The organism is Savagea serpentis (assembly GCF_015351395.1).
Taxonomy (GTDB): Bacteria; Bacillota; Bacilli; order Bacillales_A; family Planococcaceae; genus Savagea; species Savagea serpentis.
In genome coordinates this window covers 741,708-768,221 of the sequence record NZ_JADKPV010000001.1, presented here as the reverse complement: position 1 = coordinate 768,221, position 26,514 = coordinate 741,708, and the positions used below count along the sequence as shown (strand labels likewise).

Annotated in this window: 29 protein-coding genes, 1 CRISPR repeat array and 1 riboswitch; of the genes, 6 read left to right on the top strand and 23 right to left on the bottom strand. The window is 42.2% G+C overall.

Annotation, left to right across the window (positions count from 1 at the left end):
• Positions 1-57: 57 nt before the first annotated feature.
• From IRY55_RS03910 to IRY55_RS03880, 7 genes are all read right to left on the bottom strand, one after another.
• Positions 58-1,692: an AMP-binding protein gene (locus tag IRY55_RS03910; protein ID WP_194561937.1), complete on the bottom strand. Its 1,635-nt coding sequence runs from the start codon at positions 1,690-1,692 to the stop codon at positions 58-60.
• Complete coding sequence (locus IRY55_RS03905; RefSeq protein WP_194561936.1) at positions 1,689-2,402, bottom strand: ABC transporter ATP-binding protein; 714 nt, start codon at positions 2,400-2,402, stop codon at positions 1,689-1,691. The genes IRY55_RS03910 and IRY55_RS03905 overlap by 4 nt, the downstream gene beginning before the upstream one ends.
• Entirely contained in the window at positions 2,393-3,208 is an 816-nt protein-coding gene (locus IRY55_RS03900) for an ABC transporter permease (protein WP_328799612.1), read from the bottom strand. The genes IRY55_RS03905 and IRY55_RS03900 overlap by 10 nt, the downstream gene beginning before the upstream one ends.
• A 1-nt stretch (position 3,209) precedes the next feature.
• Positions 3,210-4,175, bottom strand: a complete 966-nt coding sequence (locus tag IRY55_RS03895; RefSeq protein ID WP_194561934.1) for an aliphatic sulfonate ABC transporter substrate-binding protein — start codon at positions 4,173-4,175, stop codon at positions 3,210-3,212.
• 34 nt (positions 4,176-4,209) lie between these two features.
• Positions 4,210-5,592: an LLM class flavin-dependent oxidoreductase gene (locus IRY55_RS03890; protein ID WP_235961010.1), complete on the bottom strand. Its 1,383-nt coding sequence runs from the start codon at positions 5,590-5,592 to the stop codon at positions 4,210-4,212.
• Between the two features lie 93 nt (positions 5,593-5,685).
• Positions 5,686-5,791, bottom strand: a riboswitch (SAM riboswitch).
• Positions 5,792-6,115: 324 nt separating this feature from the next.
• The gene (locus IRY55_RS03885; protein ID WP_194561932.1) at positions 6,116-6,550 is read right to left on the bottom strand and encodes a PH domain-containing protein; all 435 of its coding nucleotides are present in this window, start codon (positions 6,548-6,550) and stop codon (positions 6,116-6,118) included.
• 73 nt (positions 6,551-6,623) lie between these two features.
• Positions 6,624-6,993: a CRISPR direct-repeat array (repeat unit 33 nt; unit sequence ATTTCAATCCACTCCCTCTATGTAGAGGGAGAC).
• 180 nt (positions 6,994-7,173) lie between these two features.
• The gene (locus tag IRY55_RS03880; protein ID WP_194561931.1) at positions 7,174-7,599 is read right to left on the bottom strand and encodes a hypothetical protein; all 426 of its coding nucleotides are present in this window, start codon (positions 7,597-7,599) and stop codon (positions 7,174-7,176) included.
• A gap of 186 nt (positions 7,600-7,785) precedes the next feature.
• On the opposite strand from IRY55_RS03880, the gene IRY55_RS13580 reads away from it, so the two are divergent.
• The 3 genes from IRY55_RS13580 to IRY55_RS03865 are packed head-to-tail and all read left to right on the top strand — an operon-like array spanning position 7,786 to position 10,877.
• Positions 7,786-8,481, top strand: a complete 696-nt coding sequence (locus IRY55_RS13580; protein ID WP_194561930.1) for a response regulator transcription factor — start codon at positions 7,786-7,788, stop codon at positions 8,479-8,481.
• 1 nt (position 8,482) lies between these two features.
• Positions 8,483-9,694 (top strand): sensor histidine kinase, encoded by a 1,212-nt coding sequence (locus IRY55_RS03870; RefSeq protein ID WP_194561929.1) that lies wholly within the window; start codon positions 8,483-8,485, stop codon positions 9,692-9,694.
• Between the two features lie 16 nt (positions 9,695-9,710).
• Positions 9,711-10,877, top strand: coding sequence for a DUF418 domain-containing protein (locus IRY55_RS03865; protein ID WP_194561928.1), 1,167 nt, complete (start codon positions 9,711-9,713; stop codon positions 10,875-10,877).
• A 40-nt stretch (positions 10,878-10,917) separates the two neighbouring features.
• Here the strand turns inward: IRY55_RS03865 and IRY55_RS03860 are convergent, their stop codons facing one another.
• From IRY55_RS03860 to IRY55_RS03815, 10 genes are all read right to left on the bottom strand, one after another.
• Positions 10,918-11,409, bottom strand: a complete 492-nt coding sequence (locus IRY55_RS03860; RefSeq protein WP_194561927.1) for a CueP family metal-binding protein — start codon at positions 11,407-11,409, stop codon at positions 10,918-10,920.
• Positions 11,410-11,592: 183 nt separating this feature from the next.
• Positions 11,593-12,231, bottom strand: coding sequence for a glycerol-3-phosphate responsive antiterminator (locus IRY55_RS03855; protein WP_235961009.1), 639 nt, complete (start codon positions 12,229-12,231; stop codon positions 11,593-11,595).
• A 92-nt stretch (positions 12,232-12,323) separates the two neighbouring features.
• Entirely contained in the window at positions 12,324-13,103 is a 780-nt protein-coding gene (locus IRY55_RS03850; RefSeq protein ID WP_194561926.1) for an HAD-IIA family hydrolase, read from the bottom strand.
• A gap of 9 nt (positions 13,104-13,112) precedes the next feature.
• Positions 13,113-13,910: a sugar phosphate isomerase/epimerase family protein gene (locus IRY55_RS03845; protein WP_194561925.1), complete on the bottom strand. Its 798-nt coding sequence runs from the start codon at positions 13,908-13,910 to the stop codon at positions 13,113-13,115.
• A complete protein-coding gene (locus IRY55_RS03840; RefSeq protein WP_328799611.1) occupies positions 13,910-15,016 on the bottom strand; it encodes an ABC transporter ATP-binding protein in 1,107 nt (368 codons plus the stop codon). Before IRY55_RS03840 ends, IRY55_RS03845 begins: the two co-directional genes overlap by 1 nt.
• 15 nt (positions 15,017-15,031) lie before the next feature.
• The gene (locus IRY55_RS03835; RefSeq protein WP_194561923.1) at positions 15,032-15,856 is read right to left on the bottom strand and encodes a carbohydrate ABC transporter permease; all 825 of its coding nucleotides are present in this window, start codon (positions 15,854-15,856) and stop codon (positions 15,032-15,034) included.
• Positions 15,846-16,751 carry a carbohydrate ABC transporter permease gene (locus IRY55_RS03830; RefSeq protein WP_194562382.1) on the bottom strand — a complete coding sequence of 302 codons (906 nt, stop codon included), beginning with the start codon at positions 16,749-16,751 and terminating at the stop codon, positions 15,846-15,848. Before IRY55_RS03830 ends, IRY55_RS03835 begins: the two co-directional genes overlap by 11 nt.
• Before the next feature lie 69 nt (positions 16,752-16,820).
• Complete coding sequence (locus IRY55_RS03825; protein ID WP_328799610.1) at positions 16,821-18,113, bottom strand: ABC transporter substrate-binding protein; 1,293 nt, start codon at positions 18,111-18,113, stop codon at positions 16,821-16,823.
• A 229-nt stretch (positions 18,114-18,342) separates the two neighbouring features.
• A complete protein-coding gene (locus tag IRY55_RS03820; RefSeq protein ID WP_194561922.1) occupies positions 18,343-19,443 on the bottom strand; it encodes a hypothetical protein in 1,101 nt (366 codons plus the stop codon).
• A complete protein-coding gene (locus tag IRY55_RS03815; protein WP_194561921.1) occupies positions 19,440-20,453 on the bottom strand; it encodes a hypothetical protein in 1,014 nt (337 codons plus the stop codon). Before IRY55_RS03815 ends, IRY55_RS03820 begins: the two co-directional genes overlap by 4 nt.
• A 181-nt stretch (positions 20,454-20,634) precedes the next feature.
• Between IRY55_RS03815 and IRY55_RS03810 the strand changes: the two genes are divergently transcribed.
• A complete protein-coding gene (locus tag IRY55_RS03810) occupies positions 20,635-21,276 on the top strand; it encodes a restriction endonuclease (RefSeq protein WP_194561920.1) in 642 nt (213 codons plus the stop codon).
• Between the two features lie 308 nt (positions 21,277-21,584).
• On the top strand, positions 21,585-22,073 hold the full coding sequence (locus IRY55_RS03805; RefSeq protein WP_194561919.1) for a hypothetical protein: 489 nt from the start codon (positions 21,585-21,587) through the stop codon (positions 22,071-22,073).
• 209 nt (positions 22,074-22,282) lie between these two features.
• Here IRY55_RS03805 and IRY55_RS03800 read toward each other — a convergent pair whose 3' ends face one another.
• From IRY55_RS03800 to IRY55_RS03785, 4 genes are all read right to left on the bottom strand, one after another.
• A complete protein-coding gene (locus IRY55_RS03800) occupies positions 22,283-22,747 on the bottom strand; it encodes an ASCH domain-containing protein (protein WP_194561918.1) in 465 nt (154 codons plus the stop codon).
• A gap of 58 nt (positions 22,748-22,805) precedes the next feature.
• A complete protein-coding gene (locus IRY55_RS03795; RefSeq protein ID WP_194561917.1) occupies positions 22,806-23,000 on the bottom strand; it encodes a DUF3953 domain-containing protein in 195 nt (64 codons plus the stop codon).
• A 182-nt stretch (positions 23,001-23,182) separates the two neighbouring features.
• Complete coding sequence (locus IRY55_RS03790; RefSeq protein ID WP_194561916.1) at positions 23,183-23,653, bottom strand: hypothetical protein; 471 nt, start codon at positions 23,651-23,653, stop codon at positions 23,183-23,185.
• A 66-nt stretch (positions 23,654-23,719) separates the two neighbouring features.
• A complete protein-coding gene (locus tag IRY55_RS03785; protein ID WP_194561915.1) occupies positions 23,720-23,884 on the bottom strand; it encodes a hypothetical protein in 165 nt (54 codons plus the stop codon).
• Positions 23,885-24,011: 127 nt separating this feature from the next.
• Between IRY55_RS03785 and IRY55_RS03780 the strand changes: the two genes are divergently transcribed.
• Positions 24,012-24,560, top strand: a complete 549-nt coding sequence (locus IRY55_RS03780) for a hypothetical protein (protein WP_194561914.1) — start codon at positions 24,012-24,014, stop codon at positions 24,558-24,560.
• Positions 24,561-24,803: 243 nt separating this feature from the next.
• Here IRY55_RS03780 and IRY55_RS03775 read toward each other — a convergent pair whose 3' ends face one another.
• Positions 24,804-24,998 carry a PLD nuclease N-terminal domain-containing protein gene (locus tag IRY55_RS03775; protein ID WP_194561913.1) on the bottom strand — a complete coding sequence of 65 codons (195 nt, stop codon included), beginning with the start codon at positions 24,996-24,998 and terminating at the stop codon, positions 24,804-24,806.
• Complete coding sequence (locus tag IRY55_RS03770) at positions 24,995-26,098, bottom strand: helix-turn-helix domain-containing protein (protein WP_194561912.1); 1,104 nt, start codon at positions 26,096-26,098, stop codon at positions 24,995-24,997. Before IRY55_RS03770 ends, IRY55_RS03775 begins: the two co-directional genes overlap by 4 nt.
• Between the last annotated feature and the right edge of the window lie 416 nt (positions 26,099-26,514).

Below are 26,514 nucleotides of genomic sequence, written 5' to 3'. Positions count from 1 at the left end.
AGAACTCGACAATGAAAATGTCGAATACTTCAGGATGGGAGGCTAAACAACTCATCGTTAGACGCGATGTCTCTGTTTTAATTCTCGACGCATAATCTTTCCGCTAATCACCGTTTTAGGCAATTCTTCGATGAATTCAACATAGCGGGGTGCCGCATGCGCAGCTAAATGCGTTCGAACATGTTGAATAAGTTGTTCTTCTAAAAGCGAAGATGGTTCGACATGATCATGTAATGTGACGTAAGCTTTTACGACCTCTCCCTTCACTTCATCCGGCACACCAACGACACCCGCTTCCTTTACTGCTTCATGTTCTAACAGCGTACTTTCAACCTCGAACGGACCAATACGTTCTCCAGCGCTCATAATAAGATCGTCATCCCGACTCGCAAAAAATACATAACCGTCTTCATCCATATACGCTAAATCTCCTGAATGATACCATCCTTCTTCATTAAAGTACTGATTAAAACGCTCCTCATTATTCCAAATTGTTTTCATCAATCCTGGCCAAGGAGCCTGTATTGCTAAATGTCCCACCTCATAAGAAGGTAAAAGTTCTCCGGTATCATTTAAAATTCCAACTGTAATACCAGGAAAAGCACGTCCCATCGATCCTGGCTTAACCGGAGCATGAGGGGCATTGACAATTAAATGTGCACCTGTTTCTGTCATCCACCACGTATCGTGTAAGCGGATCTTCAGCGTTTGTTCGAACCAATGAATGACTTCTGGATTTAATGGTTCGCCGACACTCATCGCATGACGAACAGAAGAAAGGTCATACTGCTTATGTGCATCTGAAGCAATAAGTAGACGATAAGCGGTTGGCGCACTATATAAAACCGTCACTTTCAGTTTTTCAATAACCGAATACCATTCTGAAGCATCGAAACGTCCGCAATGGACAACGACAGTTGCGCGATTAAACCAAGGAGCTAAAAATCCGTAAACACTTCCTGTCACCCAACCTGGGTGAGACGTGCACCAATAAATATCGTCATCTCGTAAATCAAGTACCCATCGGCCTGTCAAACGTTGATGATAAAACGCTCGTTGCGCATGCAAGACGCCTTTCGGTTTTCCCGTTGAACCACTCGTATAATGAAGAAGAAAAGGAGCTTCTTTATCTTGATAAACGATACTTGCTTCTTTTTTCGGTGTAAATTGTTCAATCGTAGACGTATATAAAAAATGACGGATAGAAGGAAGACGTTGCAAGGGCACTCGTTGACCGAGCGTTTCATCCGTGATGAACGTCGTCGCTCCACTATCTAAGACACGATCCACAATCGCTTCTTCCATAAATGCTTCGAATAAGGGAACCGCAATCGCACCAATTCGAATCGCTGCAAGTAAAGCGATATAATTTGTTGCACATTTTGGTAAAAAGATTGCAACGCGTTCTCCACGACGAACATCTAATGCTCGTAATACGTTAGCATAATGTCTCACTAAATCATCAATTTCCTGAAACGTGTATGAACGAACTTGCCCTCCCTCTACTTCATACAAAGCGACTTTCTTTCCGTAACCTTCTTCCACATGTCGAGTGACCGCTTCGTACGCAATATTTAAAGGGCGATTTTCTACATAATACTCCCATCGAAATTCTCCTTCTGGAACATCGCTTGTCCAATTTGTCGCCGTTGCAACAGGGGGTAATATTTGCGGCTTCGTTTGTAGTGTCATTCCACTTCCTCCTCCAACTGTAATAATTTCAAAAGCTTTCCTTTGTAGCGCGCCAATATGACGTCATCTCGTCTACGCGGCTTGGGCACGTCAATAGTAATCGTCGCTTTTACTAATCCAGGTTGCCCGTGTAAAACGATAATGCGATCACATAAGTAAAGCGCCTCTTCTAAATCATGTGTTACGAGCACCATCGTCGTCCGTTCTGCTTCCCATAAGTCTAATAATAAGCGTTGTAATTTCATTTTTGTAAAGGCATCGAGCGCGCTGAATGGTTCGTCTAATAATAAGACTGACGTTTTTCTTACAAGCGCACGAGCAATGGCGACACGTTGCGCCATTCCTCCCGATAATTCATTCGGAAAAAGTCGCTCCGCTTGTTCAATTCCGACTTTTTGTAAATACATTCGCGCTCTTACTATCATCTCTTCCGTTTGAGCAAGCCCAAATAATACATTGTCTAGCACCGTAAGCCACGGGAATAATCGTGCTTCTTGAAAGACGACACTCGGATGTTGTTCCTCTTGATATAATTGACCTTCATATTGAGCATCCAGCCCTGATAAAGCACGTAAGATGGTACTTTTTCCGCTCCCGCTCGTTCCGATGATTCCCACAATTTCCTCTCGTTCAATCGAAAAATTCACTTGGTTCACGACACATGTTTCTTCATAATATTTTGCGAAATCTTTCGCTTCGATTACGACCATTGGCTGCCTCCTTTGTATACACGTCTTTGGATGGACACAAGAATCCAGTCTGTTATTTTTCCGATGCAAGCAAACAATACGATGCTTGCGATAATCATATCGGGAGAGAGCGTATTTTGACCCATGACGAGTAAGTAGCCGAGCCCTTCACTCGCCCCCATTAATTCAGCTGCGACAACGAACATCCACCCGAGTCCTAAACCACTGCGTAACCCGACAAAACAAGAAGGCAGACTTGCGGGTAATAAAATTTTTCGGACGAGTTGAAGACGAGAAAGTTGATATAACCTTCCTACTTCAATCCATTGTTTTGGGACTTGTTGCAAGCCACTGACTACACTTAAATACACTGGAAAAAACACACCAACCGCAATTAATACTACTTTGGATGTTTCCCCAATGCCCATCCATAAGACGAAAAGAGGAACCCATGCTAAAGAAGGAATCGCTCGTAACCCTTGAATGAGTGGATCCGTCAATTGGTGCACAGTCGGAAATAAACCGTTACAAATTCCGAAAATGAAAGCGACGATAGATCCGAGGAAAAAACCAGCCAGGACACGGAGTGTTGTCATCGAACCATGCGTCCATAACGTGCCATCAAGCAACCATTCATACAATGTTCCACCAATTGTAGAAGGAGCGGGCAATTGGTAACTCTCCACCCATTGCATATGGCTCGCCAACTCCCACACAATAAGTAATAAAAGTGGTATGAGCCATCCGTATCCGTTCGTTAATCGCCATAAGTTCGGGAGAATGTGACGTGTTTTCACTTTTTCTTGATCTAAAATGATAGCCTTCACATCATTGCGCTCCTTCCCAAACATCTTTATTTAATAAAGCGTCAATCGTTTCATCTAGCAATACGTCTTGCTTTAAAAAATTTCCTTGCAGTAATGTTTCACCGGCGCGTCGCAATGTTTCATTTTGAGTTGACGTTAAAACGCTTGATTCAAAACTTGTGCGTTCAAGCTGTATTCGAGCTACTTCTATCGGGATGTTTGCATCTTCACTTAACAATTGTGCTGTTTCTTCTGGATGTTCAATCACCCATTGTCGTGCTTGTTCATACGTTTCTAACACTGTTTGAACAATTTCTGGATGTTCTTGTAAAAAGGCTGTGCGAACATTTAACAAATTGTACGTATTAAAATCGACATTTCGATAAAATAACTGTCCGCCTCGTTCCACTTCTACGCGAGCCATATGGGGATCTAATCCTGCCCAAGCGTCCACTTGTCCACTCGATAAAGCATTTGCTCCATCGCCATGTTGCACATTTACGATATCCACTTCATCAAGAGATATACCTTGTGCACTCAAGGCCTGCAATAAAAAGATATAAGGATCTGTACCACTTGTCGCAGCAATTTTTTTACCTTTTAATTGTGAGACATCCGTAATAGAACCTGTAGATACGAGTGCTGTCCACTCTGGTTGAGATAATACGTAAATGCTTTCAATAGGTGCGCCGTTTGCTTTGGATAATAAGGCCGCCGCTCCCGCCGTTGAGCCGAAATCGATGCTATTACTATTCAAAAATTCAAGCGACTTATTACTTCCTTGACTAAACACCCATTCTACTTTGATTCCTTGTTCCTCTAATCGTTCCTCTAACCAACCAAATTCTTTCAATACTAAACTCGTTGGCGAGTAATGCGCATAATCTAATCGCACTTTTGAAAGTGTCTGCTCAGACGCAGCAGGCGAACAGCCTGCCAAACTTCCAAATAAAATAAGTGCGAATATTACCTTTGTCCATTGCTTCATTTTATTTCCTCCTAAATACATTAAACATATTGTTTTAATTGGTTTTAACTGTGTGAATACGATTATAATAATGCTTTGCAGGATGATATGGCGGTAAATCATCTCCCTTTCCAAACGCTTGATGTCGAAAGGATCCCTCTACACGTTTCCCTCTTCTTCCTCTCTCTTTTAAAATGGGAATCACCTCTCGGCCGAACTGTTCAAACGTATCATGAGCTAAAGCATATGCTAAATTAAAACCATCGACGTCTGCTTCATCCATCCACCGTTCTAATTCATCTGCTACTTCTTCTTTCGTTCCTACTGTTGCCGTTCCCATCCCACCAATACCTATTGAATGTGCAATTTCTCGAATCGTCCATTTGCGTGTCGGGTCTATCGTCGTAAAACTTTCGAGTGTTGAGCGAATCGCATCATTCTCCACATATTGCACTTCGTCATCTGGGTCAAATGATGATAAATCAACTCCCGTCCACCCACCGAATAATGCTAAGGCTCCTTCATAACTGCTATGCGCTACATATTCGTCATACTTCGCCTGCGCCTCTTCTGTCGTTTCTGCAACAATCGGTGTAATCATCGTAATGATTTTAACATCGTTCGGATCTCGTCCATTGATGACTGTTTCCTCTCGAATACGTGATGTAAAAACTTTCGCTGCTTGAATCGTCGGAGCTCCGATAAAAATAAACTCCGCATGCTTTGTCGCAAAAGAGCGACCAGACGGTGAAGCCCCTGCTTGAAATAAAACGGGTGTCCTTTGAGCGGACGGTTCGCATAAATGAATTCCAGGTACTTCGAAGTATTTTCCTTTATGTTCAATCGGATGGACTCGCTCTCCGTGTGTAAAAGTACGTGATTTCCGATCTCTTACGACAGCTCCATCTTCCCAACTGCCTTCCCACAACTTGTAGCACACTTGCACAAACTCTTCGGCAATCGCATACCGCTCCTCATGCCGAAGAGGCTGATCTTTCCCCATATTTAACGCGGCACTCGCTAAGTAAGATGTGACGATATTCCAACCGATTCGTCCTTCAGTTAAATGGTCAAGTGTCGTCATTTTCCGTGCAAATAAATACGGATGTTCATGGGTAACAGATGCTGTAACTCCAAAGCCTAAATGTTTCGTCACATGCGCCATAAGCGGAATGACAAACATCGGATCATTGATTGGTACTTGTGTTGCTTCTTTTAAACTCGTCTTGTCATCACCACCATAAACGTCATAAACCCCAAGTACATCTGCTAAAAATACCGCATCGTATTCATACTTCTCCAAAATTTGAGCGAGTTCGATCCAATAGTTTGCCTCTTTGTATCGAGACGATTGATCGTTCGGATGTGTCCATAAGCCTGGAGACTGATGGCCAACACAGTTCATTTCAAATGCATTAAGATACATTCTTTTTTTCATAAGCATCCCCTTTTTTCTTTTTCATTCAAACAAAAAACGCTATCCTCTTCTGAAGAGAATAGCGTCATATTTACGAATGTAAATGTAACAAAAATCTCATCTTCAGAATGATTATTCATTCTCTGAAAGGAGCACCAATGCAGTTTGCTGGTTGCTGAAGCGTCATTGGGTCAGGTCCCTCGACTTCTCTGGATAAGAAAATATATGTTGTTGTTTGAATGTTAGCTGTATTGTAAACCTATTCTTTTCCTTTTGTCAAACTTTTCTGCAAAATTAAGAAATTAAATATTTAGTTTCACCATTTCGGTAATCGATAGGTCGGTATCCATCCTTGTACAGCAGCGTATTCCCACGTGAGGGCAACGATAAGGAAGAGAACGATTGTAACAATGGGTGACATAAGGGACCCTCTCCTTTTTTCCATTTCATTCACCTCTTATATATTATTCTTATCAGTTTACTAGGTATTAATGAAAAAAGAAAGAGAAAATGAATTTTTGTGAGGGAAATTCGTTTTCTCTTTCTATATCGATAATTCCACTGGTTCATCTCTTTGTTCATTGATCACTTTTACAAATGTATTCATGTTTTCTGGAGCGATAATGGTGACATCCCCTAAACCATAATACAAATAATAACGTTCTTTGGAAAGAGCAGCTGAAGCTAATGGCGTATTCGTCTTTTCGATTTTTTGAATCGTCTCCAGCTCAATCCGTCGTTTCATTGGACCGACATATATCATTAAATGTTCATCGGTTATAACGTAAAAGGTTCGGTACCAAAACGATAAAATGACGATGGCAAAAATCCCACATATAGAAGAAAAAATCGAACTTGCGACAAGGCCAGCCTCATGATAAATCGGGAGAAACAGCCCGATCGATAATCCTAAAAACAACAAGACCGATCCCCATACGATCATTCGATACATGAAGTCTTTTTTTGCTTGGAACTTCAAAAACAATACACCTCCACTTCCACCGCTCCTCATACGGAAGAAAACGATTCATTTGTTTCGCGGTTTTTTATTTATTTCAATCTACTCCCCATATGCAGAGGGAGACGAATTATTAAAAGACAGTGCCTATGTAGATGCAATATTTCAATCCACTCCCTCTATGTAGAGGGAGACTATTTCGCCTTTCACCAAAATTATTAGCTTAATGATATTTCAATCCACTCCCTCTATGTAGAGGGAGACTAATCGTTTCATCTTCTAAAATTGCTTGGTCCTATTTCAATCCACTCCCTCTATGTAGAGGGAGACCTCCTTTTAAAGTCCGTGTGCGTCAATGTAGTCATTTCAATCCACTCCCTCTATGTAGAGGGAGACAAAAGAAAAAGTTTTTACATTTTTTGAAGAAGAAAATTTCAATCCACTCCCTCTATGTAGAGGGAGACTGCGAGAGGTTGTTTTGTTTGCCTCTCTATTACTACATATTGTGCCTCATTTCCCTTTTTCTTGCAAGTGACGTTTGGAACTTCACTAAAACTTCATAAAAGGTGTGATTTTCTTTGCGAAGGTCCTATGGTTTTCGTGGGCACTTCACGTTCGCGCGTGCAAAATGATACGATTTCTCTTTACATTTCGCCACTCCGAAGCGCGATGTTTGGGTCTGTCGAGGTGATCGATAGTTTTTTCGTTTTCTCATCTACAAATACCCGGTCTTCGTAAATGTTTTGAATGCCATCCTCTTCTTTCGTCACATGTACGATGAAATAGTAATGTGCCCCGTCTAGATGCTCAACTTGTTGGATCGCATAGCGCGTGAATGAAGCGGGTGATGTTTGCAATGCTTCTACTTTTTTATCGATGGATGCGTCTTTCGAGTCAACGTGCACGAGCTCAAGCGCTTCTTTCCACTTTTCCTCTTGCAATAACGTGTAATAACGATGGACACGTAATTCATCTTTTTTGATGGTTGCTTCAACCGAAAATTGATTTTGAATAAATAGTACGCTAAACATCGTCCCCAATATAAACAATGGAATGATCCATTTTTTCATACAAATTCCCCCCTTTTCTTTATATTCTACGCTTTATGCCAAAAGAAGTTCCCGCTCTGTGACATTTCGTTGACATAATCGTGACTTCGCTGTGGGGATTTAAAGTGACATGCTCTTTATACTACAAGTAGAACTATATTCCTCGTGGGAACGTCTTTACTATCAAATTAGGAAGGAGGGCTTTGAGTGGAAACGATTTTTATTGCAGAAGATGATGAGGCGATTCGAGAGTTACTCGTTTCATTTTTAAGCGCTGCAGGTTATGACGTGTTCGCTTATGAAACGGGTGATGCTTTATTGGAAGCTTTTGATCACCACCATGCGGACTTGCTCATTTTAGATATTATGATGCCGGGTATGGACGGGTTGACGATTTGTAAAACGATTCGCGAACGGTCGACCGTGCCGATCATTATATTAACTGCTAAAGATAGTGAGCTCGACTATGTACAAGGCATTACACTCGGCAGTGACGATTATTTAACGAAGCCGTTCCGACCGACTGTGCTCATGATGCGCGTCAAAGCTTTACTCCGTCGTGTCGAAATGGCGAAAAGTGAACGACAAACGCCCGCTTCTTTACAATTTGGTCATTTGCGTTACGTTGAAGATGAGCAGACGATTTATGCAGGCGATCAACCGATGCCCCTAACAGCAACCGAACGCAGTGTACTCATTTATTTTATGCAACGCCCGAAAAAAGCGATTCACCGCGATGAGTTACTCAATGACATTTGGGGATTTGATACCGAAGTCGAAACTCGCGTCACCGACGAAACGATTCGACGCATTCGTAAAAAAATGCTCGCCCACCCGCTCGATGTGACGATTCAATCGGTTTGGGGATACGGGTATCAACTCATCTTACGGGAGGAAAATTAAGATGAAAGGACGCGCGAAAAAACGCATCGTGCTCTTCGTCACTTTAAGCATCGTCTTATCCATTATTTGCATTATGCTCATCTTTAATTACATGATGAACCGCTACATCGAAAACGAAGCAAAACAAGCGCTCCAAGGAGAACAACAAGCGTTCCAGTTAGATCATGAAGTCGATCATGAATCGATGATTATCTCATTCGATACGAATACGTCGATGCAAGTGAATATGCTCTTTTTAACAGAGGAAGGGACATCGACGTATCCGTACATGACCGATCAGGAGAAACGGATGATTACGTTCATTAACCGAACTACTCCTCCAAAACAAGTGATTTTGTCGGAAACGATTCAAGATGAGCACATTTATTACATTTGGTTACCGCTTCATACAGAGGCGGATGTGCTCGAACAATCGATGGTTTTGTACGTGAATGTCACCCCTTTAACCGCTTTTGCGAAAACGATGAATGTTTTATTTATTATCGTCTTACTCCTTTGTACGTTTATTGCGAGTTTTTACGGATTCCGTCTCGGCAAACATATCGAAAATACAGAAGAAAAAATGCAACAGTTTTTTCAAAATATGTCCCATGAATTAAAAACACCGATCATGTCGATTCAAGGATATGCGGAAGGGATTCAAACGGAGATTATTCCGACTGAACAAGCGGTAGATGTCATTTTAAATGAAAGTCAAAAAATGGAACAACTCGTCGAAGAATTGCTCTTCCTTTCTAAAATGGAAAGCGGCCAGTTACACGAACAGAAAGAAGCAGTGGAATGGGATGAAATGATTTACGACTGCGTCCGAACGATGGACCCTGTCGCCAAACAACGTCACCTCGTTTGGCAACTTCACATTCCGGATGCTTTACCTCTCTTTTACGGCAATGAAGCGCAACTGACGAAAGCTTTCTCCAACGTCTTAATGAATGCCGTTCACTACGCGAACAACACTGTCACAATCGTGCTTAAATGGGATGCTTCTCATTGGTATATCGCCATTCAAGACGACGGACCGGGTGTGGCGGAACAAGATGCCCCTTATGTATTTGATCGCTTCTTCAAAGGGAGTGGCGGACATACTGGAATTGGACTCGCCTTAGCGAAAGACATCGTCACGCTACATCAAGGGACGATCCGTCTCATTCCGCCCGAGACAAAATATACAACAGGCGCTCTCTTTTTAATGACGTTCCCACGAAACGATTAGAAAGAAGGAACTTTTGATGAAACGATTTCGCGCATTAGATATCGCAAGAGGCGTTGCCATTGCAGGCACCCTCGGCACGAATATTTGGATTTTTACAATGTCGATGGAAGCGAGTTTTCTCTCCTTGCTCTCTAGCACATTAACGAACGGAAAATTTCTCGGATTATTAACGATCATGTTCGGGATTGGCATGCAGTTAAAACATGACCATTTACAAAAGCGAGGCCTTCCTTGGTATCGCATTTACATTTGGGCGATGGTTATTTTATTTCTCGACGGGTTGCTTCATTACATTTTCGTCTTTGAATTTGACGTGCTCATGAGTTATGCCTTCGTTGGAATACTCGCTTCTTTCATCATTACGCGACCGAAAAAAGTGATCATTACCGTAGCGATTTTATCATTAAGCCTTCACCTATCGAACCAATTCGGGTGGACGAACTTCCCGTCCGTTCCTTACGATATGGAGGATCATGACTTCATCGAACGCACGTTGACACGCGAAGAAATGAATGAACAAATTCGAATGGAAGATGCGATCGCGGAAGGGTACGTTATGTTCGAAAGTGACCACACCACCTACTCCGAACAAGTGAAAGATCGCCTCGCCAACTTTTGGATGATGCGCGGAGAAGCGGTCATGATCATTCCGATGAACTTAGCGCTCTTTTTATTCGGCGCTTTGCTCGTACAGAGTGGCTGGGTCGGCTTTGATGAGCGTGCGCGTCGCTTACAAAAACGTTTGCTTCTACTTAGCGGGACTCTAGGCATTCCGCTATTAATCGCAACGTATTGGAGCGATGCACTCGTCTCTTATGAACGCTACATCATCGCACCGATCGTCTCTTGTTTTTACTTAAGTGTCGTCGTCTACTGGGCACGCACATCGATTGCGCCTCACATACAACGAGGGTTTGAAAATATCGGCAAAATGGCGCTCACTTGTTACATTGGACAAAATATCATCAGCTCGATTTTATTTTACAACTGGGGATTCGGCCTGGCGCCGCTCGCAAAAGATTGGCATACGGTCGTCGCATGGTTCGGAATCGTTACATTCCTTATGATCTTTTCAACGATTTGGCTCCGTTTCTTCTCACGCGGTCCTATTGAACTCGTCTGGAAAAAAATCGAATCGCTCGCCTATCCGAAACAACCTTCCCCAACCATTTCACAAAACTAAAATAGGCAAGACATCATACACTTTGATGTCCTGCCTATTTTTAAGATTTTTGTAACTGCATCGTCGTGATGCACGTCGGGCTGTCCGAATACGTCGTCAACTCCGCTTCTACTCGTTCTTCTCCAGATTCAATGAAAACCTGTAATGTTTGATCACGCGGTAGCCATAAATCGATAAAACCATTTACGCCAGTACTGTAATTGTCTTGATTCACAATGTCCCCTTTTTCATCTATAACGGTTACCGTAAATGTTTCATGAACGAGCTCTCCTTGACAACCCGTTAAGCTATGAATTTCACAATCGTGTGTGACAGTACGATAAGGAGCAATCGAGACGAAAAATTCATCCGTCGGAATCGGGATTTCCAGTTGCTCCCCCTCTTCTGTAATCCATAACGCTTCACCTGTAATGGACGCTGCCTCGCTCGCTAATTCTCGATCTCCATAAGCTTGAACAACATTTTTAAACTGTTCGGGAGTCCATGATTCATGTTGCGCTTCCGGTGAACAACCTACTAAAAACAGCATCATTATAAATATCCAGCTATATTTTTTCCACACTATTTTTCGTCCTCACTTCATCATTTTTTCACTAGTATTACACATCTCGATGAAAGTTTGACGAATTTGTCGCTCGATTTTTGAATCTCGCATTTTTAAATGCAAGGACGCTCATTGTTCAAAGTAAATTTATGTAATACAAAAAATGAATTTTCAAATTACAATCGAAGGGTTTTCTCGTTCTAGTGGATGAGGCAAAGAAAAATCGTGCGTCCACATTTCCACATTGGATGTTGTAACCGCCGTTGCACCAGCATTTAACGCTTCATAAGCTTGCGTGACAGTATGTAATAATCCACCGGTTAAAATCGGTTTATTCGCTTCAGATGCGATGCGCTTTACAAAATCAGGCGCCCGGCAAGGCATAATTTCTACGGCATCTGCTTGTAAAGTAGGCAAGTCGTCCATGAGGTGTTCGTACACTTCAGTATCGATTAAAAACACACGTTGAATGACAAATAAGCCCGCTGCTTTCGCTTTTTTAATTGTTCCTGTACGTGTTGTGACGATGCCGAATGGTTTCACATAGCGCTTCATAAATTCAATCCCATCGCGGTCCATATGCAATCCTCCTATTTTTTCGACATGGACGATGACGGGCAATCCGTGAGATTGAATGAAACGAACATATTGTTCAAGTGTCAACACATTTCCAGTCATCAAAAGGACAGCACTGACTCGCTCTTTTTCTTGCACGACTCGTTCTAGTTGCTTCGGGGATTTTACGGCAGCGACGAGGCGATGTTGCTGTAAACGCTCCATAAAATGACGATGTAATTTCAATTCACTCATTGTTTTCCTCCTATTTGTTCTCTTCTATTCTTTCAGTGTGCATGAAAGAACCGTTTAGCAACAAGGGCTAAACGGTTAATAAAAGGTTAAGTTTATGTTAATAATTGATGCATCGTTTCAATGATATAAGTCGGTTGAATATTCGTTCGAATGATATCTTGACGTTGAGAAGCTCCTGTTAAGACGAGACAAGTCGGAATATCGTGTTGCAATCCCATCGCAATATCAGTTTCTAAACGATCGCCGATAATGATGGCTCGACTGTTTTCACCTAACATTGCACATAGATGGGTCACATAATAAGATGAAGGTTTTCCGACTACTTGTGCCACTTCTACTTCACTCGCCGTTGCGATTGCACTCGCGAGCGCATACGTATCGGCGATAAACCCTGTCTCGACAGGACAAGCGACGTCAGGATTCGTTGCGACTAAATGAGCGCCACCTCTTACCGCTTCCATCGCTTCGTTTAAAGTGGTATAGGTGAACTTACGATCTAATCCGACGAGAACATGTGTCGCTTCTTTCGGATTCGTTGTGAGCGAGACGTTTTGCGCTTCGCACTCTTCTCGTAACGGTGCTTCTCCGACGAGAAATACACGCCCTTCTGGTTCAATCTCCCGAAAATAGCAAGCAGCGACATAAGAAGCGGTCATAATATCGCAAAGCGGCGCTTCTATCCCAAATTGAGCGAGGACGAGTTGACAATGCTTCCTCGTTTTTGTCGGGGCATTCGTTATAAACAGTACTCGCTTATCGTGTGCTCGCAACGTCTCAATCACTTCCTTTACGCCTGGCAATAATCGATCCCCAACATATATTGTACCGTCTAAATCGAAACAATAGGCATCAAATTGATCGAATGTCGTCATACGCCCTCCTTATTGACGTTCATTTAAGGCTGATCGCCAACGTTGTTCATCTTCTTTCAAAGCATGAAGCGGTGTGCCGGGCGCATATTCTAAAATGACGGTGCTGTCATTGTTTAACTGAACGAGCTCGTCCCATATTGCTTCCCAAGGAATCGTACCGTGCCCGATACGCCAATGATCGTCTCCTGTTTGGTCATTATCGTGTACGTGTAACGCAACGAGTCGATCTGACGTTTCACTAAGGAGAGCTGGAATATCCCAATCATTTAAATGCGCATGTCCCGTATCGATTAAGTAAGAAGCGCATGGATCGAGTGTTTTTACAAATTGCACATACTCCGCTTGTGTAAATAAAGAAGAACCGTGATAGCCGACGTTTTCAATGCCTAGCGTAATACCGAGAGGTCGTGCTACTTCACATAGTTGCTCTATTCCTTCTTTCGCACGCTCCTTCGCCACTTCTTTCGAAAAAACAGGAGAAAATGTAAAGCCAGGATGAATGACGACGTGTTCTGCGCCAATCGCATGAGCGAAACGAATTGACCTTTCATACTCACGAATCGCTGTCTTGCGCGTCTCTCGGTTCTCACTCGTCATATTAATATCCCATGCAGGAGGGTGAACGGAATATGCCACATCGAAAGCGCGCAATTGTTGAATGAGCGACTCCCATTCTTCTTTTATATTTTCCCATTCTGGGCCGTCGATCATGAGCTCAATCGATTCGGCACCTGCCTCTATTAATGCTTGAATACTCGCTTCAATTGGCTGCGATAATGTAATGAGTTGTGAATAAGCAATTGTCATTATTGTTCCTCCTCTAAAAAATGTATAGGGTAACCGAGTGATAATGTCGTCTCTCGGTCAAAAAAGTGCATTCGTTTTGATTCCGTCGTTAAATAAACCGTCTCACCTTGCGTCCAATTTCGGTACTCATGTAAAGCGATCCATTCCACACCCGCAATGTCGATATAAACCGCGTATGTATCACCGTGATTTTCCACATATTTCACCGTGCCACATAACGCATGTTCCTTCTGTTCTTTATCAATCGAAAGATGTTCCGGACGCACGCCGAAAGTGAGTCGCTTTTGAGATATTCCCGCCAAATGACGTCGCCACGCTAACGGAAGGGGGATTCGTTGCTTTTCTACTTGGATGACGTCGTCAATAATGCTCACGTCGATGACATTCATCGGAGGCGACCCGATAAACGTAGCGGTAAAGATGTTACGCGGCTGATGATACACTCGTTCTGGTGTATCTAACATTTGCAATTCTCCTTCATACATAAGGGCAATTCGTTCCCCTACCGTCATCGCTTCCACTTGATCGTGCGTAACGTAGACGAACGTTTGACGATACGCTTCATGAATATTGACGAGCTCCTTTCTCGCGGTCGCCCGCAACTTAGCGTCCAAATTCGACAAAGGTTCATCGAGTAAAAAATATTGGCTTTGCCTGACGATCGCTCGAGCTAATGCGACACGTTGCCGTTGTCCGCCTGATAAATCTTTCGGCAAACGATCTTCATATCCTTCTAATTTCAACATGCGCACCGCTTCATTTGCTCGTTTTTTCACTTCGTCTTTCGGCACACGTTGAACGCGCAATCCGTACGTAATGTTTTGCCAAACGGTCATATGAGGATAGAGCGCATAGTTTTGAAACACCATCGCAATATCACGCTGCCCGCTCGGCACATCATTGACACGCTCGCCACCCATATATAAATCCCCCGTCGTCAACGGTTCGAGCCCCGCAATCATCCGTAATGTTGTAGACTTTCCGCATCCGGAAGGTCCAAGCAAAATAAGCCGTTCTCCTTCTCGTATCGTGAAATTTAATGATTTTACAACTTCTGTTTCTCCGTATGATTTACTCACTTCATCAAAGCGAATTTCTTTATTCACGTGCATCACCTCATCTTATTTAATTCCGGACGATGTAAACGTACCGATGATATATTTTTGAAACGTTAAATATAATAAAAGAGGAATGATCATCGTCACGACAGCGACCGCCATAGCGACTGTAAAGTGCGTGCCTCCTTCTGAACTCATATACATTTGCAAAGCGAGCGGTAACGTATATTGCTCGACCGACTTCAACATTAAAACAGGCCAGACGTATTCATTCCAAGACAAAATGAAAAACCAAATGCTCGTCGACGTCACGGCTGGCTTGACGAGTGGTAACACGATATCTTTCATAATGCGGCGGTGAGATAAATTATCGAGTCGTGCGACTTCAATCAGAGACATCGGAATCGTTCGCATCGACTGATGTAATAAAAAGATCCCGATCGCATCCGCTAATTGAGGCAACATCACTCCCACTAAATGGTCAGACAATCCGATATCCGAAATGACTAAATAGTTCGGAATCATCGTCACCGAAAACGGAATGAAAATCGTAGCGATAAATAAAAAGTACAACACATCTTTTCCTTTAAATTTTAAAAAGACGAACGCATACGCTGCTAAAAAAGACGTGCACACTTTAAATAACGTGACACACGATGCGATTAAAAATGTATTGAATGTAATCTGAATAACATCCATACTGCCGAAAAAGATGCGGTAGTTTTCCAACGTAGGATTCCACGGAATAAAATTTAACACATCATTGTACGCTTCCTCTAACGGACGAAAAGATGAACCGATTGCAAACAATATCGGAAATAATAAAGTCGTAATGAACAATAAGAAAACGATATGCCAAGGTATGGTGTACCTCCACTTAGTTTGCATAATGAATCCCCCGTTCCACGAACTTAAATTCGAGCCATAATAAAATAAAGAAAATGAACATCGTTAAAATGGATAACGCTGCAGAATGCCCTGTCCGATATAATACGAATGCTTCGTGATACGCTTGATAAATTAAATTCGCACTACCGTAATAAGGCCCACCTTGCGTGAGAACTTTAATCGGTGTAAATACGTATTGCAGTCCTTGCACGATCGTAATGATGAGCACGTAAATCCCGGTCGCGCCACTTAATGGCAAAACAATTTGAACGAAAATGCGCCATAACGGGACGCCATCTAATTTTGCCGCTTCGATCACTTCACGGGAAATCCCGTTAACGGCCGCATATAAAACGATGAAATTGTAGCCGAATACTTTCCATGACGTGATGAGACTTAAGCCGACGATGACCCAACCGTCCAACTTACTCCATACAGGCATCGTAATTCCGAACGCTCCGAGTACGATGGCCACCGGACCAGATACTGGGTTTAACAACCACATAAACAAAATCGAACCGACGACGAGTGAGATGACAGAGGGTAAAAATATCGCCCCTTTATAAAACCCTTTCCACCGATGTAAGACGAGATCGAGAACGAATGCGAAAATGTAAGGAACGACTAAGTTCATCGCCAATAAAAGCACGATATAAAACAACGTATTCCGCAACACTTTGTACGTGATGGGATCCGTCAGTACATCTACATAATTTTGAAATCCTACAAATGTTTTCGTCGGTGCGACCATATTCCAATCAAAGAAACTTAAATAAATCGTATAGAAAAAAGGCCAAATCATAAATAAAGCAAAAATGATGAGAGACGGAAATAATAAGCCATACGCTTTCCACTGCTCATAAGATCGTCGTCCTTCCCATTTCGAAACATGCATCAATCGCTCTCCTCCTACATCTCCTCCTTCCGCTCTCTTTCGGCGAAAGGAGGTTTAACCTATCGTTGCTTATTTCAATAATTCATTAATGCGTTCTTCTGTTTCTTTCAAGCCTGTTTCGACGTCTACAGAACCGCCTAATATTTGATCGCGAACGTCTAATAACAACTGCTCTGCTTGTAAGCCAGCGTCTCCTGGGAAAGAAGTCCATGGAACGACACCGTCCATTTGATCAATGGCCGCTTTCATCATTTCGTTTTCTTCTAAAAATGTTTTCAATCCGTTTTCAGCTTCCGCAACGCCTTCACGTGGCGGAACATATCCTGTCCCTTCCGTCCATGCAGCGACGGATTCAACACTGTATAAAAATTTCATAAATTCCCATGCTGCACGTTGCTGTTCTTCTTCTTTTGCTGTAATCGCTAACATCGCTCCTCCTGCAGGAAGTCTCACTTCTTTCCCTTCCCATGTAGGTGACGGTACAGTTGCGACATCGAAACGTGCGTTATCTTGAATTTGCATGCGACGCGCAATTGTCGTGTACACCATCGCTACATTGCCATCAATAAAACTTTGTACGCCTTGATCCCAAGGTACATGGAGAGCCGTTTGATCTTTTACGACCATATCCCTAAGCAATGAATACGCCTCAATGCCTTCTGCTGAAGCGAATGTCGCTTTCCCGTCCGTTAACATACGTGCGCCATTACTTTCCAACAACGCTTGTGTCGCCCAGTTATCAGCGGGTTCTTGCATGTAAAATCCGTGCTTTCCTGTCTTTTGTTGAATCGTATTCGAAAATTCTCGTACTTCTTGCCACGTTTTCGGACCTTCTTCCGATACACCCGCTTCGCGTAATAAGTCACGATTGATATATAAAACCGGTGAACTTAATGAATACGGAATCCCTACTTGAACACCTTCTGCATTTTTCGCTAAGTCCATGACGTTCGGTAAAAAATGGTCACTTAAAAATGTCGCATCTTCTTCAAAATGTTGGTCGATAATCGTTTGAGGTGAAACAAATTCAAAGTTGTTTGAAAAATAGTCTAAAAATGACCAACCGACTTGGATAACCGCAGGCGCTTTTCCTGATGCGGCTTCCGCTTGTAAATTTTGCATTAATCCTTTGTACATATCCGGGTTGTATTTAGCGATCACTTCGACCGTATCGCTCGTTTCATTAAACTCTTTCACTAAAGCGTCCACTGTTTGGCCACCTTGTGTTTCAGCATTCACATGCCAATATTCAATCACTGTTTTTCCTTCTGCTTGTTCCTTGCTTCCTTTTGAATCTCCGCTACAAGCGCCTAGAACGAATAACGCCATCAGCAATGCGCCAATTATACTCCATCGTTTCACTTCAATTTCCTCCTCAGTTATACATATTTATCGTGTGCGTGATGCGTACCGACGATCCTCCTTTCAAAAGACGAACAAAAAGAGACCACAAATGACACGTTCGCCTCGATATATCGAGGGAGCGTGCGATTTGTGGTCTCTCTGTCGCGCCAGTAGTTGTTTACTTGTATTTTTATCTTATCAATGTTTTGTAAAGGAAGTATGGTCCTTTTATTAATAGTTTGTAAGTTTACTCATTCATCCACGACGTGTCGACGAGCCATGGGTTTCCGGTTGCGGCTTCGACTGCGTGAATGGCGCCGTGGGAAGCGGGGAATTGTTCGCTTATGCCTCGCACAAAAATCGTATGTTTGTCATCTTCATCATTGTACACTTCCGGCGAATAGCCGAATGTCGTATGTGCCGAGACGATTTCGCGCGCTTCTTCGCGTGTGAGGCGAATCGGTTGTGGCGTAATGTTCGCATATAAGCCGTGATCGAGTACACATCGAATCATGACAGCACGTTCGCGATGAAAGTCGAGCGTTGACCGTTCACCGACGCGATACCCGTCGACGAGACGCTCCACCGTAACACGAATTTCGTCTCGCTCTTCTCCTTCCGTCACACTCACCGTGCGAAGTTCAATCAGACCGATGAGTTCGTGAAGGAGAGCTTCTGCTCGGTCTGCCCACTGTGCCCAGTCATCTACGGAAATGCTCGTGTCCTCTGTAACGTACGTGTACGACTCATTAAACGTCCCGTCCGGTTCCACAAAAGGCATCCCTTCTAATGCATCGTAAATGAGATGATACGTTCCATCTCCTCCGACATATTGCTCATCGCCTTCAAAACGAGCGTAACGGAGCGGAAGAGAAAGTGCTTGGAGATATCTTTCTTTCACTTCCTCTACTGAATACGTATAGTCAATCGTTTCAAACGAATACGTACCGCTCGGAGCGATGACATGGCTGATCGTTCCCGTTTCATATAAACCGACACTCCACTCATAACGAACGAGCGGCTTGCCTGTTTGTTCATCGATCGGTGTTACCGTCACCATATGTTCGTCCCCGATGGCACTGCGTGACAGCTCATAATGAGCCGGCCACACTTCGTGAAAAACATCTCGTAAAATTGCTTCCCCTTTCGCATAAAGCTCACTTTTCGATAAGGAAGGACCGCTAAACGGATTAGCATAACAAATGTACCGCTGAAACTGGCCACATTCGCTTTCCATATACGCGATTTCTTCCCCGTCTTGTTCATATGTCACGATATTTCCTTCTACTTTTTCAACGATATCGGACGGAAGCTCTTTCCTAATCCATCGTGTCATGCGCTCTGTCATCGAATCAATCCCTCCTGTAAAAAACGTTTTTTCGGATGAACGATTCGTCCTGTTTGTCCATCGATCGCAATCGGCGGTACAATGGACCAATCTCGAACGAGCGCATCCTCATCTCCATACTTCCAAGTCAACTTCACACGCGTCGCTCTCTCCAATTTTTCGCGAATATCGCTTTCTGGCAATAGCGACGCCGTTGACAAACTACCGGCCGACATATAGACCGCTTCATCAATTGTCGCTTCTTGTACGACCGCATCTCGTCGATTCACTTCGACTTCAATATGTCCGATGACGGGATAGCCATCGACAAGACGTACGAACATCCACTGTTCATATTGCTCACTCACCCAAACATCCTCTACCGCAAACGTCGCCTCTGGTAAAAGCGTCTGCAATAAATGACGCGCAACGGCCTCGTGCTCGCCTTTCTGCTCGTCTTCAAACTCATGCCACGGCTCACTCCATTGAATCTCTCCCGCATCGACGAGCGGTACATCTGTCAAATCGTACCCGACGCACGCCTGTCCTTCCACTGTGACGATGCGCGGTAAAAGAGGAACCTCTTCTACGTACAGCCGCTTCACTTCATCTGCTGTAAGGGGTGGCGCCGTTTCATCCAATATTGCCGAATCTGGGCAATCGAGTTGTTCAATCAAACCGTCCGCATTGAAATGAATCATGAAACAAACCGGCTTAACCGGAATCCCACAACGGACCGGCATATATTGCACGAACCATCCTCCTTCGTAACGCGTCTCAATCGTCCGATACGTGAACGTCTCATCAAGCAAAGGTAAAAGACTCGTCTCGAACAGACGCAATCGCTCCAACAATTGATTGAACGAAATCACCTGCTCGCTCTCTATTGATTCCCGCGTATAACTCGCGACCGAACCATCCTCACGTCGAAACAATACTCCCGCTTCTACAAAGCGTACCGTCGACGGCTCTTCTATAATCTCGCCCTCTCCTGAAGGAAAAACAAACGCCTTCCACAACTGCCAATCCATCGCATTCACTCCTTTTCGTATAATCTGTATACGCTTCATGAAAGAAAAAGATTCTCAAAAACATCATTTTATTCTATGTATCTTGCGAATTTGGCTAAAATGAAGGATTTTATATGATAGTATAGTAACAAGATATTGTATCATTCATCTCATTTTAGTAGAAGTTCGGAGGGATCAATCGATGGTTTTTCGATTTTTTAAAAAAGAAGACAAAGAACAACAAACACATTCCACTTCCTTAACCCATATTTTCCAACCGGAAGGGAGTGCTCAAACAGATGCCAAACTCGTTCAAATTATCGCTCATTTAGACGAATGCAAATCAAATGACTTTAATTATCTCGTAGAGAAACTCGTGCAACGATTAGGATTCGATACACAAATTATCGACGGAATTCATGATAGCGGCATCGATATTATCGGATTCCAACAACAGAAGAAAGTTCTGGCGGTTCAATGCAAAGCGTGGAATCCAAAAAGAAATACGAATCCTTTAGACAAAAAAGAAGTGCTTGCGTTCAAAGGAAAAACAATGTCAGATGGGTATGAAAATAGCCTGTTTGTCACGACGCATTACTTTACAAAGCCCGCGTTAGATGAAGCAAGTGACAATTTCTTTTTAATCGATCGACGCATTTTACATGATTTGCTCGCTACATATTTCCCGAAAGAATTTTCGGAAGCGTTTTACTACGAAACGTTAAAAGAATTAAAAGCATGTCCGACATGTCAAAAAGGAAAACTTATTCGCTTGTACAGCAAAAACAAAAGAACGTATTATACGCTTTGCGAAAGATGCCAAGGATACCACCCTTGCTCTTAAAATAAAAACCCGAAAAACTTACACGACGTAAAGTTTTTCGGGTTTCTTAGTTTAATTAAATGAATTACATCGCGAAATAGAAATTTGCATTTCATCGCCCCTCCATCACCTTAAATTTTTAAGATTTAAGGTCACTTAATTAAAAATGGTCGATGCAAAGGAATAGCATGGAAGCGATGAAGTGTAAACCTAGCTGTCGGTGGTTGTACTTTATTTACAATACAACAAAAAGCTTAAGAAGTATGGTAACATATAAAAAATGGGAAATATTTGAAGGTTTAAAGTGAGTAATTCAAGGAGGATAGAATATGAGTGTTAAGGATGAAATAAGTTCAATACTACCAAGAAAGATTATTTCTGCTTCAATTTCTAGTTTTCTATTTGCGATATTGTTAGCTTTATTTATACCTGATCCTTTTGATGCAGGCATTAAATATATTGGTGAATATATCAAAACTTTCATGCTGGCAGTTCCTGGATATTTGATGTATAGTTTTCCCGTTATTTTGCTATACGGTACAATCACTTCGATAATAAGTGAGTATCTCGCTCGTTTTATTGCCAATCGCACTAAAAAAAGTATGGAATTTTATCTTTCATTCGGATTCCACATGCTTTTTGGTTTAGTCTTCCTTTGGTTGAGTTTATTAGCAGCTTTATTATACTTTGTAACTGATTATATATTAAAGAAGAAAAATATTTATAATGGGAAGCAAGCGTTCATGAGCTTAGGGATTCCGTTTTTAGTTTTCATTATATTTATGGGGACTATAAGCATCGTAGAAATGTTTAGATAAACATTTGAATCAACGTGATACAATATATGATAGAATGATATCGCTTTCAAATAAAAGATTGGAGAGGAGAAATTATATGGAACGAAGAGATTATTTAGTAAAAACTTTTTCAAGAACGAAACGTAAAGAGTTCTTTACCTCTATTATAAAATAAAACAGCGCCTCAACAAGAGACACTGTTTTATTCATACTTCGCCCTCAAACAACGACTATTTTCTCTGATTTGGAGCAGTTGCAGTGTGAATCAATTCAAAACGTTCACAAACAAGGAGCATGTCTTCAGAGAATTCACGTCCAATTGTTTTCAACTCATTTTTAAAGAAATGCTCATGTGCGTCCCACCAATACTGGTATGTTCTATCGCCTTCTCCTTCAGCAATTGCAAATTCTTCGCTGACTTCATTCATCGGCACAATCGTTACTTCTACCGTTTTCGTAATCGCTACGGGTTGATCCTCACTATTTAGGATAATGTTGTAATCTTCCGTTGTTGGAAGAGGTTCATTTTCAATTTCATAAAAAAGATGTCCTGAACAAGTTGCGGTTTTAATGCCATCCACGACTAATTGTGCAAGATAGTCAGGCTCACCTCCAAATTGCCACGCACTGACTGATTGCGGCTTGTCTTTATTCTTCCAATAGTCATTCCAGAAAATTTCACTTGCTTGATTCATTATTTATCTCCCCTTGTTGATAGCATCCATTCCAAACCGCTTCTCTTGTCAAATGAGGTTACAGATTTAAAATTTCTTCAATTATTTTTGAGCTATTCGGCGATAATAAGAAAATTGATACAGCGATCAAACCTCCACCCATCACGAGTGGAACAAACCCTGTAAGTCCCCTTCTCGTCTTAATTTGAATGACTCCAACAATAAAAACGACAAGACCTAGAAGTAGTAAAAGTAAATACCAAAACCCATCCAATCACCCTTTCTATCCATTTTGCATCAAGCTGTCTCCATTGTATTTTCTGGAAACCGTTGTAATGAAAGACAGATGAAAAGGTATGCATGTTCCCTACTTTCTTTCCAATGGGAAAGGCGTGTCATGTAGAAAGTTGACGAAAGAAGTAGGTAGTTCAATCGTTATTTCAAATTAGTTTTGGGCTACTTTATCTCAATAATTTTCGAGACGGGTATTTGAATAGTTGTTCCCACTACATCATCAGGATCCAAGGAAATATCAGCAATGGCTTTAATGCGATAGATGCCTTTTTTAAGATGAAGTTCCTTTAAATGATTAAATGCTACCTGATGAGGTTCATTTCGAATAAGTGTTGTTGTTAACAAGGGTTGATTCATTGCCCCTACATATTCAAAGTCACCATCTTCTTGATGAATATTAAAGTAAAAAATACTTCCGCCGTGATAAATATCAATTTCGTTCGCATCGCCCACATAAGTAATTATAGCATACACATTAAGCTCATCATCATGAGTGATGGATACTTGGAAATCATTGACTTGTTCGGATTCTTTTACATGTTTAGCCTGGTGTTCATCTTTGTTAGCTGTTTGCTGTTCACAGCCAAACATGATGATGAATACTGTGCTCATCAAAATCAATAACCGCTTCACTTGCATCGCCTCCTATCGAAGTAGACGTTCAGTGGGGATATTCGTTACCATACGTTTTGAAATGCATTACTTATCTTCTATCGCAGCATCCAATCCTCTTATATGCATGACTTTTTCGATTTCATTGTGATTGGGGAATAGATAACACTCTCTTTCATGACTACTTGTGGCTAACCATACTTCACCCTTTTTCAGTACATTGAATCGTGGTTCAATCTGAAACGGATTCATGGGCTGTACCTCCTGTATCCAGCATATTGACATAGAACCACATAATGGTAATATTTAAAGGATAAAAACGAACTTAACAAAATTTTAATTTGAGTTTGATTACTCTACATGGAAAGAGGTAAATCATTTGAAGAAGTTAGGAATTGGCCTCTTACTCTCTTGTATTTTATTTGTTTTATATTTTATCGTATATTCTAGTTTCTATAAGATAGAGAACAATAATGAAGCACTCATAAGCTATATCAATGATGTGAATTTTGAAGCGAAAGCTCCGTTTACTCCTATTAAAGATATTGTTTCATTGACCAATATTGGAAACTCTAATAAGTGGGTGGCTAAATTTGAATATGAAGACGGTACTTTTGGCTCCGCAAATTTTAGCAGGGGCTGGAATAAGAAATTTAAGGGTATCGATGTTAGTAATCAACCTCCAATGACTTATTCAATCATTGAAACGAACAAAGGAACATTTGGAATTGTTTCTGGCCTAAATACGGATGGGGAAATTTCAAAAATTAAAATTCTCACAGCCGATCAAACCGAGTACTCCATTGATGTGTCTGAAGAGATACTATTTATGCATATCGAAAAACTTTCAAATGATCCATACGGGATGCAGCCAATTAAATATGTATTTTATGATAGAGATAATGATGTCATATTTAGTTCAAGTTAAGTATTTCATTTCCACTTAATTATTGAGGATGAGTGTATAAAGAAGTAAGGAACTCTAATGGAAGCAAGCGTTCATGAGCTTAAGGAATCCGTTTTTAGTATTCATCCCCGTGAACTTAGAAAAGTTTCATCGATTATAATTGCTTAAAGTTTTGCTAGATTTGTCGTAATATCAATCGAAAAAGGCGATGAGATGAAATACTTGGTCTCATTGCCTTTATTCGTTTAGAATGATGTCATTTCGTTATTTCTTCTTTCCAACAAGGAAGTAGGCGATTGGGCCGAAGAAGTTGATGAATAGGACGATCGGTAACCAGAGCGCTTTGGAGCCTTTGTTGAATTCTTTTTGGCGTGATACGTCGAAGGCGCTGTATAAAGCAAGTGCGATTTGGATGGCGCCGAGTGGCTTTGCCCAAGCTGGCATTTCTTTTTTGTTCATTCGTCTCTCTCCTTTCCGATGCGAGCGAACTGAATGCGCTCGCTCAATTGTCGTTTCCATGAAGCTTTGTCCCACTGAGTGAAAGCAGGGTGCTGCAGTGTCGTTTCGATGCTATCCCAAATGGCCGCTTCCGTACGAGGCGGTGCTGCTCCGAGGTCGAGCGCTTCTTCTAACCATTCGTCTAACGTATCGAAATACGCATCTCCTCGTAAACGAACAGGAAATAAATGAGTTGTGACGACATCGACGAATTGAGTAAGGGCGGACGCGACTTGCTGTTCCGCTTCCCGCCTCGCCGCGTCCATCGCTTTCATGAAGTACCATTGCGCGACACTGTTCGGATGAAGGCGATCGAGTTGCCATGTCGCGATGAGCGTTTCTGCGCGATTAATCGTGTCATCCTGTTTTTCCTGTTCGTGCCATAACATTTTCGTCAAACGTGCAAGCAACTCTAACACGTGTTGATACATCGAGACGTGAAGCAATTGACGCATCTCCGTCGTCCGTCCGAGCGCTTCATACGCTTCGATCAACAGCCCTTCTTCTCCGACATTCGGCTGCATCGCTTGTGCCGTTCGGTCGATTACCTTCTCCGGATGGCCGGTAAATAACGCTAAAACTGCAAGCAGTGCATTCGCTTGACGAAGGCGCCACACGTCCGTTTCGATCCGTTCGACTTGTTCGAGCCATTCCGCCACTGTTTCATACACGTTGGATGCATCATCACTTTGTGGCGCATAGTTCATGAGCAATGTCGCATATTGCAACAATAGAAATGAATCACTGTAATGAAGGCGCGCCTCTTGGACGATGACGTCGTACACATCGGAAAACGGTTCATGTTGGAAGCGGGTTGCATACGCTACGTAAGACGTGCGCACTTCCTCTTTCGACCGCTTCGCTTCATAGCCGATTAAAGTATCAACCGTCGTACCGAAACGTGACGCGAGGAGCGGGAGAAGTTCGACATCGGGCGTACTCAACCCATTTTCCCACTTCGACACCGTCGCCTTCGTCACATAACAAAACGCCGCCACCTCTTGTTGGGTTAAGCGATACTTCTCTCGATACTTCCGTAACTGCGTCGCTAACTGAATCATCTCATCACCTCTACTTATAGTGTACCCTCTTTACTCGTTGATTCAATCAACGTTTACGATACTTTGAAGAGCGATAATCAACAGATTTTTATTAAAATATACTCCACTGCAACGAAATTTATTTTACTTCAAATAGAAAAAAGAGCAGCAACCGCTACCCTCTTCATGTCGTCGATCGCATTCAAATAATAAGCATAGAGCGTAGGTAAGTCGTCAAAGTTTAGTAAATCTCCGATACGAAATCCATGATGTGAAAAAATGCTTCTCTCTATCTCAAGCAAACTGTCATGCATATCGTGATGTTCCTGCTCTTTCACAACAGCTAATCATTGTTGATGGCTCTCTCCACCGATATACAAATGCGAATGCATCATCAATGCGTTTAATCCTTGCATTAGTGTACTCTCTTTTCAGAC

Bases quoted from the DNA above. Each gene is read 5' to 3' on its own strand.
- IRY55_RS03910 (WP_194561937.1), bottom strand. From the start codon at position 1,692: ATGACACTACAAACGAAGCCGCAAATATTACCCCCTGTTGCAACGGCG.
- IRY55_RS03905 (WP_194561936.1), bottom strand. From the start codon at position 2,402: ATGGTCGTAATCGAAGCGAAAGATTTCGCAAAATATTATGAAGAAACA.
- IRY55_RS03895 (WP_194561934.1), bottom strand. From the start codon at position 4,175: ATGAAGCAATGGACAAAGGTAATATTCGCACTTATTTTATTTGGAAGT.
- IRY55_RS03890 (WP_235961010.1), bottom strand. From the start codon at position 5,592: ATGAAAAAAAGAATGTATCTTAATGCATTTGAAATGAACTGTGTTGGC.
- IRY55_RS03880 (WP_194561931.1), bottom strand. From the start codon at position 7,599: ATGAAAAAATGGATCATTCCATTGTTTATATTGGGGACGATGTTTAGC.
- IRY55_RS03870 (WP_194561929.1), top strand. From the start codon at position 8,483: ATGAAAGGACGCGCGAAAAAACGCATCGTGCTCTTCGTCACTTTAAGC.
- IRY55_RS03865 (WP_194561928.1), top strand. From the start codon at position 9,711: ATGAAACGATTTCGCGCATTAGATATCGCAAGAGGCGTTGCCATTGCA.
- IRY55_RS03860 (WP_194561927.1), bottom strand. From the start codon at position 11,409: ATGATGCTGTTTTTAGTAGGTTGTTCACCGGAAGCGCAACATGAATCA.
- IRY55_RS03855 (WP_235961009.1), bottom strand. From the start codon at position 12,231: ATGAGTGAATTGAAATTACATCGTCATTTTATGGAGCGTTTACAGCAA.
- IRY55_RS03850 (WP_194561926.1), bottom strand. From the start codon at position 13,103: ATGACGACATTCGATCAATTTGATGCCTATTGTTTCGATTTAGACGGT.
- IRY55_RS03845 (WP_194561925.1), bottom strand. From the start codon at position 13,910: ATGACAATTGCTTATTCACAACTCATTACATTATCGCAGCCAATTGAA.
- IRY55_RS03835 (WP_194561923.1), bottom strand. From the start codon at position 15,856: ATGCAAACTAAGTGGAGGTACACCATACCTTGGCATATCGTTTTCTTA.
- IRY55_RS03830 (WP_194562382.1), bottom strand. From the start codon at position 16,751: ATGCATGTTTCGAAATGGGAAGGACGACGATCTTATGAGCAGTGGAAA.
- IRY55_RS03820 (WP_194561922.1), bottom strand. From the start codon at position 19,443: ATGACAGAGCGCATGACACGATGGATTAGGAAAGAGCTTCCGTCCGAT.
- IRY55_RS03815 (WP_194561921.1), bottom strand. From the start codon at position 20,453: ATGGATTGGCAGTTGTGGAAGGCGTTTGTTTTTCCTTCAGGAGAGGGC.
- IRY55_RS03810 (WP_194561920.1), top strand. From the start codon at position 20,635: ATGGTTTTTCGATTTTTTAAAAAAGAAGACAAAGAACAACAAACACAT.
- IRY55_RS03805 (WP_194561919.1), top strand. From the start codon at position 21,585: ATGAGTGTTAAGGATGAAATAAGTTCAATACTACCAAGAAAGATTATT.
- IRY55_RS03800 (WP_194561918.1), bottom strand. From the start codon at position 22,747: ATGAATCAAGCAAGTGAAATTTTCTGGAATGACTATTGGAAGAATAAA.
- IRY55_RS03785 (WP_194561915.1), bottom strand. From the start codon at position 23,884: ATGAATCCGTTTCAGATTGAACCACGATTCAATGTACTGAAAAAGGGT.
- IRY55_RS03775 (WP_194561913.1), bottom strand. From the start codon at position 24,998: ATGAACAAAAAAGAAATGCCAGCTTGGGCAAAGCCACTCGGCGCCATC.
- IRY55_RS03770 (WP_194561912.1), bottom strand. From the start codon at position 26,098: ATGATTCAGTTAGCGACGCAGTTACGGAAGTATCGAGAGAAGTATCGC.